Origin of the sequence: Rhizobacter sp., from assembly GCF_035702065.1 — a bacterium.
Classification (GTDB): Bacteria; Pseudomonadota; Gammaproteobacteria; order Burkholderiales; family Burkholderiaceae_C; genus Rhizobacter.
This window is the reverse complement of the sequence record NZ_DASSRA010000102.1, coordinates 1-5,521: the sequence shown is the minus strand read 5'-3', so window position 1 is coordinate 5,521 and position 5,521 is coordinate 1. Positions and strand designations below refer to the sequence as shown.

Genomic DNA, 5,521 nt, shown 5'->3' with positions numbered 1-5,521 from the left:
CGAGATCGGCCGCTGCGCCGTGCTGTGGCCCGCGTTGCAGGCGATTGCGCAGCGCAGCGGCACAGACCGGCTGGCGCTGCTCGACCTGGGTTGCAGTGCCGGCCTCAACCTCGGGGTGGACGTGTACCGGTACGGTGAGGAGGCGGAGGCGCAGGATGGCATCCCGGTGCTGCCCTGCCGCCACGTCGGCCCGCGCCATCCGCCCCGTGCCGAACTGCAGATCGTTCAGCGCCTGGGCATCGACCCGGCGCCCGTTGACATGCATGACGAGGCGGCCGTGCGCTGGCTGCGCGCCTGCCTGTGGCCCAGCAACCTGGAGCGCCTGCGCCGCTTCGACGCCGCGGTGGCGCTCGCCCGGCGCCACGGCTGGCCGGTGCGGCGCGAGCCCGACTGCACCGCCGCCATCGCCCCCTGGCTCGACAGCCTGCCGGCCAATGTGCAGCCGGTGCTGTTCAATAGCTGGGTGCTGACCTACTTCGAGCGGCCGGCCTTGCAGCGGCACATCGAGACCGTGACATCGCTGGTGCGCGAGCGCGGCCTGGTGTGGCTATCGGCCGAAGGCACCGACCTGCGCATCGGCCCGGTCACGCCGCCACCGCCCTTCGACGACAGCATCGATGCGCGCCGCGGCAGCCTGTGGACGCTGTGCTCGCGTGTCGATGGCGAGGTGCGCTTCGAGCTGCTCGCCCGCTCCCACCCCCACGGCCGCTGGATGGAGTGGTTGGGGAAGCTCTGAACAAGCCCCTCGCGGCCGGCGCATCCTTGCTTTCAGCGATCCGCGGGGACTCATTCAGAGCTTCCCTGGCCGGATAATCAGCGCTCCCCTGCAGGAGCCTCTCTCATGTTCGAGCACGTCGACGCCTACGCTGGCGACCCCATCCTCACCCTCAACGAATCCTTCGGCAAGGACCCGCGGCCGAACAAGATCAACCTCAGCATCGGCATCTACTTCGACGATGCCGGCAACCTGCCGGTGATGAACGCCGTGCGCGCCGCCGAGAGCGCGATGCTGCAGACCATCGGCGCACGCCCCTACCAGCCGATGGAAGGCGCGGCCAACTACCGCCAGGCCGTGCAGCATCTGCTGTTCGGCAAGGACCACGAGGCCGTGAAGAGCGGCCGCGTCGCCACCCTCCAGACCCTGGGCGGCTCAGGCGGCCTGAAGGTTGGCGGCGACTTCCTCAAGCGCTACTTCCCCCACAGCAACGTGTGGGTCAGCGACCCGACCTGGGACAACCACCGCGCCATGTTCGAAGGTGCCGGCTTCACGGTCAGCACCTACCCCTACTACGACGCCAAGACCGGCGGCGTGAAGTTCGCCGAGATGCTGGCTGCGCTCAAGGCACTGCCCGAGCAGAGCATCGTGCTGCTGCACGCCTGCTGCCACAACCCGACTGGCGTGGACCTCACGCGCGCCCAGTGGGCGGAGCTGATCCCGGTGATCCAGGCGCGCAAGCTCATCCCCTACGTCGACATCGCCTACCAGGGCTTCGGCGACGGCATCGCGGAAGACGCCCACGCCATCCGCGCTCTGGCCGAAGCCGGCGTGAGCTTCTTCTGCGCCAGCAGCTTCTCCAAGAGCTTCTCGCTCTACGGCGAGCGCTGCGGCGGCCTTTCGGTGGTGTGCCCGAACAAGGCCGAGGCCGAGCTGGTGCTGGGCCAGATGAAGGCCACGGTGCGCAAGAACTACAGCAGCCCGCCCACGCACGGCGGCCAGATCGTCGCGCGCGTGCTGCAGACGCCGGCGCTGTACGACCAGTGGGCCAGCGAGCTCGACGCCATGCGCGTGCGCATCCAGGCCATGCGCCAGAAGCTGCACGCCGTGCTCAGCGCCAAGCTGCCGGGCCGCGATTTCAATTACTTCCTCACCCAGCGCGGCATGTTCAGCTACACCGGCCTCACGGCCGAGCAGGTGGACCGCCTGCGCGAGGAGCACGCGGTCTACCTCGTGCGCTCGGGCCGCATGTGCGTGGCGGGGCTGAACTCGTCGAACGTCGAAGCCACCGCGGTGGCGATGGCCGCCGTGCTGAAGGGCTGAGTCAGCTGGCCGGGGCGGGCGCTGCTTCGCCTATCCAGCGCTGCGCCACGCCCTTGCCGGCCTGCTTGCCGGCGTACATGGCCGCATCGGCGCGCTTGAGCAGCGTGGCCAGGTCGGTGCCGTCGGGCGGGGCGAGCGTGTAGCCCACGGTGGCGCTGATCTCGCACGAGTGCGCACCCAGCTGGAAGGGCGCGCGCAAGGTGTCCAGCAGCTTGTACGCCAGCGCCTCGGCCTGCTCGGGCTGGGTCAGGCCGCTGGTCAGGATCACGAACTCGTCGCCGCCCAGCCGGGCCACCGTGTCCTGCACGCGCGTGGCGGCCTGCAGGCGCCGCGCGGCCAGGATCAGCAGCTCGTCGCCCACGGCGTGGCCGTGGCGGTCGTTGATGGGCTTGAAGCCATCGAGGTCGAGCAGGTAGAGCGCGACCAGTTCGTCGGGCGCGCGTTGCTGCAGGGCGGCCTTCACCTTGGCGTTCAGCCCGCGCCGGTTGTCCAGCCCGGTCAGCGGGTCGCTGTGCGCGAGGAAGCGGAAGGCATCGCGCTCGCGGCTGGCGTGCTGTGCGGCGGCGTGCATGGCCTGCGTGCCCAGGCTCAGCACCCGCAGGTAGAACAGCATGTCGATGGTGGCGCCGAACTCGAAGGAGTGCAGCGTGAGGAAGTTGACCGGCAGGCGCCCGTTGATCACGCCGATCAGCGTGGCCGTGGCAAAGGCGTAGACGGCCCAGGCCACCAGAAAGCCCCAGCCGATCGGGTCGCGCCGGCGTGCACGCGAGAGCGCGCCGGGCAGGCCCAGCAAGGCCGGCACCGGCCCGAGCACGCTGACGATGGCGCTGATGGTGCCGGTGCCGACGAGGTCGAGCAGGTAGGCCACGGCCAGCACCGTCACCAGCACCGCGCCCGAACGCATCAGGCGGCTGAACCAGCGGCCGGTGTAGCCCACGCGCGCCTGCGGCGTCGGCCGGCCGCTCAACGGCTGCGTGAGGGCGTGCTCGATGAAGAGGAAGGAACCGCACAGCGCCATCAGCGGGAACAGGCCCGCGGCGTGCTGCTCCATCCAGACGATGTCGCGCCACAGGTACTGCGCGCCGATGCCGAACTGGAACAGCGAGAAGAACAGGCTGCCGCTCACCAGCAGCGCGTACTTGAGCGACAAGGTCTCGCGCAGCGTGAGCCAGCGGCCCAGGCTGTAGACCAGCAGGGCCAGGCCCAGGCCGGCGAGCAGGCCTTGCAGCGTCTGCTCGGCGAGCGCGCGTTCGTGGAAGGCCTGCGCGGTGTTGAGCGTGATCGGCAGGATCATCGCGCCGCGTGTCTGCACGCGCAGCAGCACCTCGCCGCTGCCGCCCGGCGGCAGATCGATGCCCATGGCATGCGAGCGGCTGGCCAGCGGCCGCGCCGAGTAGGGCTGGTGGCTGCCCAGCACCGCCTGCCGAACGACGCGCCCTTGCACCACGACGTAGGCGTCGACGCGGTTGAGCGCCGGGTAGTCGATGTCGAGCACCCAGCGCGGGTGGGCCTGGGGCGTGAGCTCCACCGGGATGCGCAGCCACACGACCTCGTGCCTCAGGCCCAGCGTGGCGTTGGCCGATGGCGGCGGGGTGAAGCGCTCGCGTTGCGCCAGTACCTGGTCGATGGTGAGTGCGCCGGAGGCATCGGTGAGCAGGCTCACCGCCGGCCAGACCGGCACGCTGCGCGTGCCTTCGGCGAGCAGCACCGGTCCCGCGGATGCCGGGCCGTGCAGGCACAGCGCGAACAGGCAGGCCAGCACGATCTGCCACCAGCGCTGCGGCAAGCGAGGCAAGGACGACATGAGCAGGGAGAGCCGGTGCGCGCGCAGCGCAGCCGGGTACAGCAAGGGGTTCAACTCGGAGGAGACGGGCGAGCGCGGTGTGCGCGATTCGGATTGTCCGGCGTCATCGGGGCTTCTTGTCGCGCGGAACCCGGCCCAACAGGTAGAACTCCTCGTTTGGCCTCAGATTGATGAGGTTGGCCATGCGGTTGGAGAGGCCGAAGAGGGCGGTGATCGCACCGATGTCCCAGATGTCCTCGTCGTCGAAGCCGTGCGCGCGCAGCGCCTGGAAGTCGGCTTCCGTGATCTGGTCCGCTGCCTTGCACACCTTCATCGCGAAGCCCAGCATCGCCTTCTGCCGATCGGTGATGTCGGCCTTGAGGTAGTTGACCGCCACCTGGTCGGCGATCTGCGGTTTCTTCTCGTAGACGCGCAGGATGGCGCCGTGCGCCACCACGCAGTAGAGGCAGTTGTTCGCGCCCGAGGTGGCCACGATGACCATCTCGCGCTCGCCCTTGCTGAGGCCGCCGCCTTCCTTCAGCAGCAGGGCGTCGTGGTAGTCGAAGAAGGCGCGTGCCTCGGCCGGCCGGTGGGCGAAGCCAAGGAAGACGTTGGGCACGAAGCCGGCCTTGGCCTGCACGTCGAGGATGCGCTGGCGCAGGTCCTCGGGCAGGCCGGCGATGTCGGGCACGGGGTAGCGGCTGATGGGTTGGGCGTCCATGGCGTGTCTCCTTCAGGGCAGTTCGTCGATGTTCTTCGGCCAGCTCTTGTGCAGCAGCGTCGAGAGCGCGCGGTCGGCGAGCAGCTTGCCGCCGGTCTGGCAGCGTGCGCAGTAGTTCGTCTCGTTGTCGGCGTAGACGATGCGCTGCACCGGCGTGCCGCACACCGGGCAGGGCTGGCCGTAGCGGCCGTGCACCGCCATCTGCGGGTGGAAGGCGGTGACCTTCTCAGGCCAGTCGCCGGCCTCGCTGCGCAGGCGGTCCGTCCACTCGCGCATCACGGCCTGCGTGGCCTCGAACAAGGCCGCGGCCTGCTCCGAGGTGAGCTTCTTCGACAGCAGCACAGGCGAGAGCCGCGCGCGGAACAGGATCTCGTCGGAGTAGGTGTTGCCGATGCCGCTGAAGAGCCGCGGGTCGGTCAGCACCTTCTTCAGCGTGTGGTTCTCGCGCTGCAGCCGCTCGCTGAACTCATCGAGCGTGGCGGCCATCACATCCAGCCCGCCCGGGTCCATCGCGCGCAGCGCCTCGCGGTCGGCCAGCACATGCAGCGAGGCGCGGCGCTTGCTGCCGGCCTCGGTGAGCACCATGCTGCCGCTGTCGAACTCGAACAGGGCCAGCGAGATCTTGCCCGGCGGCTTGCCACCCGGCAGCAACCAGCGCAGGCGCCCGGCCACCATCAGGTGGATGACGAGGAAGAGCCCGTTGTCCAGCGCCAGCACCACGCGCTTGCCCAGGCGCTCCACGCCCAACACCGTGCGCCCTTCGGCTTGCGCCAGCGGCGGCAGCGCAGTGCGCAGCAGGAAGGGGTTGAGCACCTTCACGTGCTGCAGCACGTGGCCCTGCACCTTGTCGGCCAAGCGCTCGATGTAAACCGTGATGTCTGGCAACTCCGGCATGGGGTGCAAGTGTCCGGGAAATGCCCGGCCCCCGATAATCACAGGTTTTCATCCGGCGGCGCACGTTCTGCCCGCGCCGCAACCC

The 5,521-nt window shown here is 69.7% G+C and carries 5 protein-coding genes; 2 read left to right on the top strand and 3 right to left on the bottom strand.

From position 1 onward, the window contains the following. Together VFL64_RS04690 and VFL64_RS04685 are read left to right on the top strand one after the other, a co-directional pair. Positions 1–736 (top strand): DUF2332 domain-containing protein (locus tag VFL64_RS04690; protein ID WP_489539223.1); only part of this gene is annotated, 736 nt, incomplete at its 5' end. A gap of 105 nt (positions 737–841) precedes the next feature. After that, positions 842–2,038 (top strand): amino acid aminotransferase, encoded by a 1,197-nt coding sequence (locus tag VFL64_RS04685; RefSeq protein WP_489539222.1) that lies wholly within the window; start codon positions 842–844, stop codon positions 2,036–2,038. 1 nt (position 2,039) lies between these two features. Here the strand turns inward: VFL64_RS04685 and VFL64_RS04680 are convergent, their stop codons facing one another. The 3 genes from VFL64_RS04680 to VFL64_RS04670 are packed head-to-tail and all read right to left on the bottom strand — an operon-like array spanning position 2,040 to position 5,436. Further along, the gene (locus tag VFL64_RS04680; protein WP_489539221.1) at positions 2,040–3,887 is read right to left on the bottom strand and encodes a diguanylate cyclase domain-containing protein; all 1,848 of its coding nucleotides are present in this window, start codon (positions 3,885–3,887) and stop codon (positions 2,040–2,042) included. Between the two features lie 58 nt (positions 3,888–3,945). After that, positions 3,946–4,542: a peroxidase-related enzyme gene (locus VFL64_RS04675; RefSeq protein ID WP_489539220.1), complete on the bottom strand. Its 597-nt coding sequence runs from the start codon at positions 4,540–4,542 to the stop codon at positions 3,946–3,948. Between the two features lie 12 nt (positions 4,543–4,554). Continuing rightward, on the bottom strand, positions 4,555–5,436 hold the full coding sequence (locus VFL64_RS04670) for an Fpg/Nei family DNA glycosylase (protein ID WP_489539219.1): 882 nt from the start codon (positions 5,434–5,436) through the stop codon (positions 4,555–4,557). Positions 5,437–5,521: the final 85 nt, after the last annotated feature.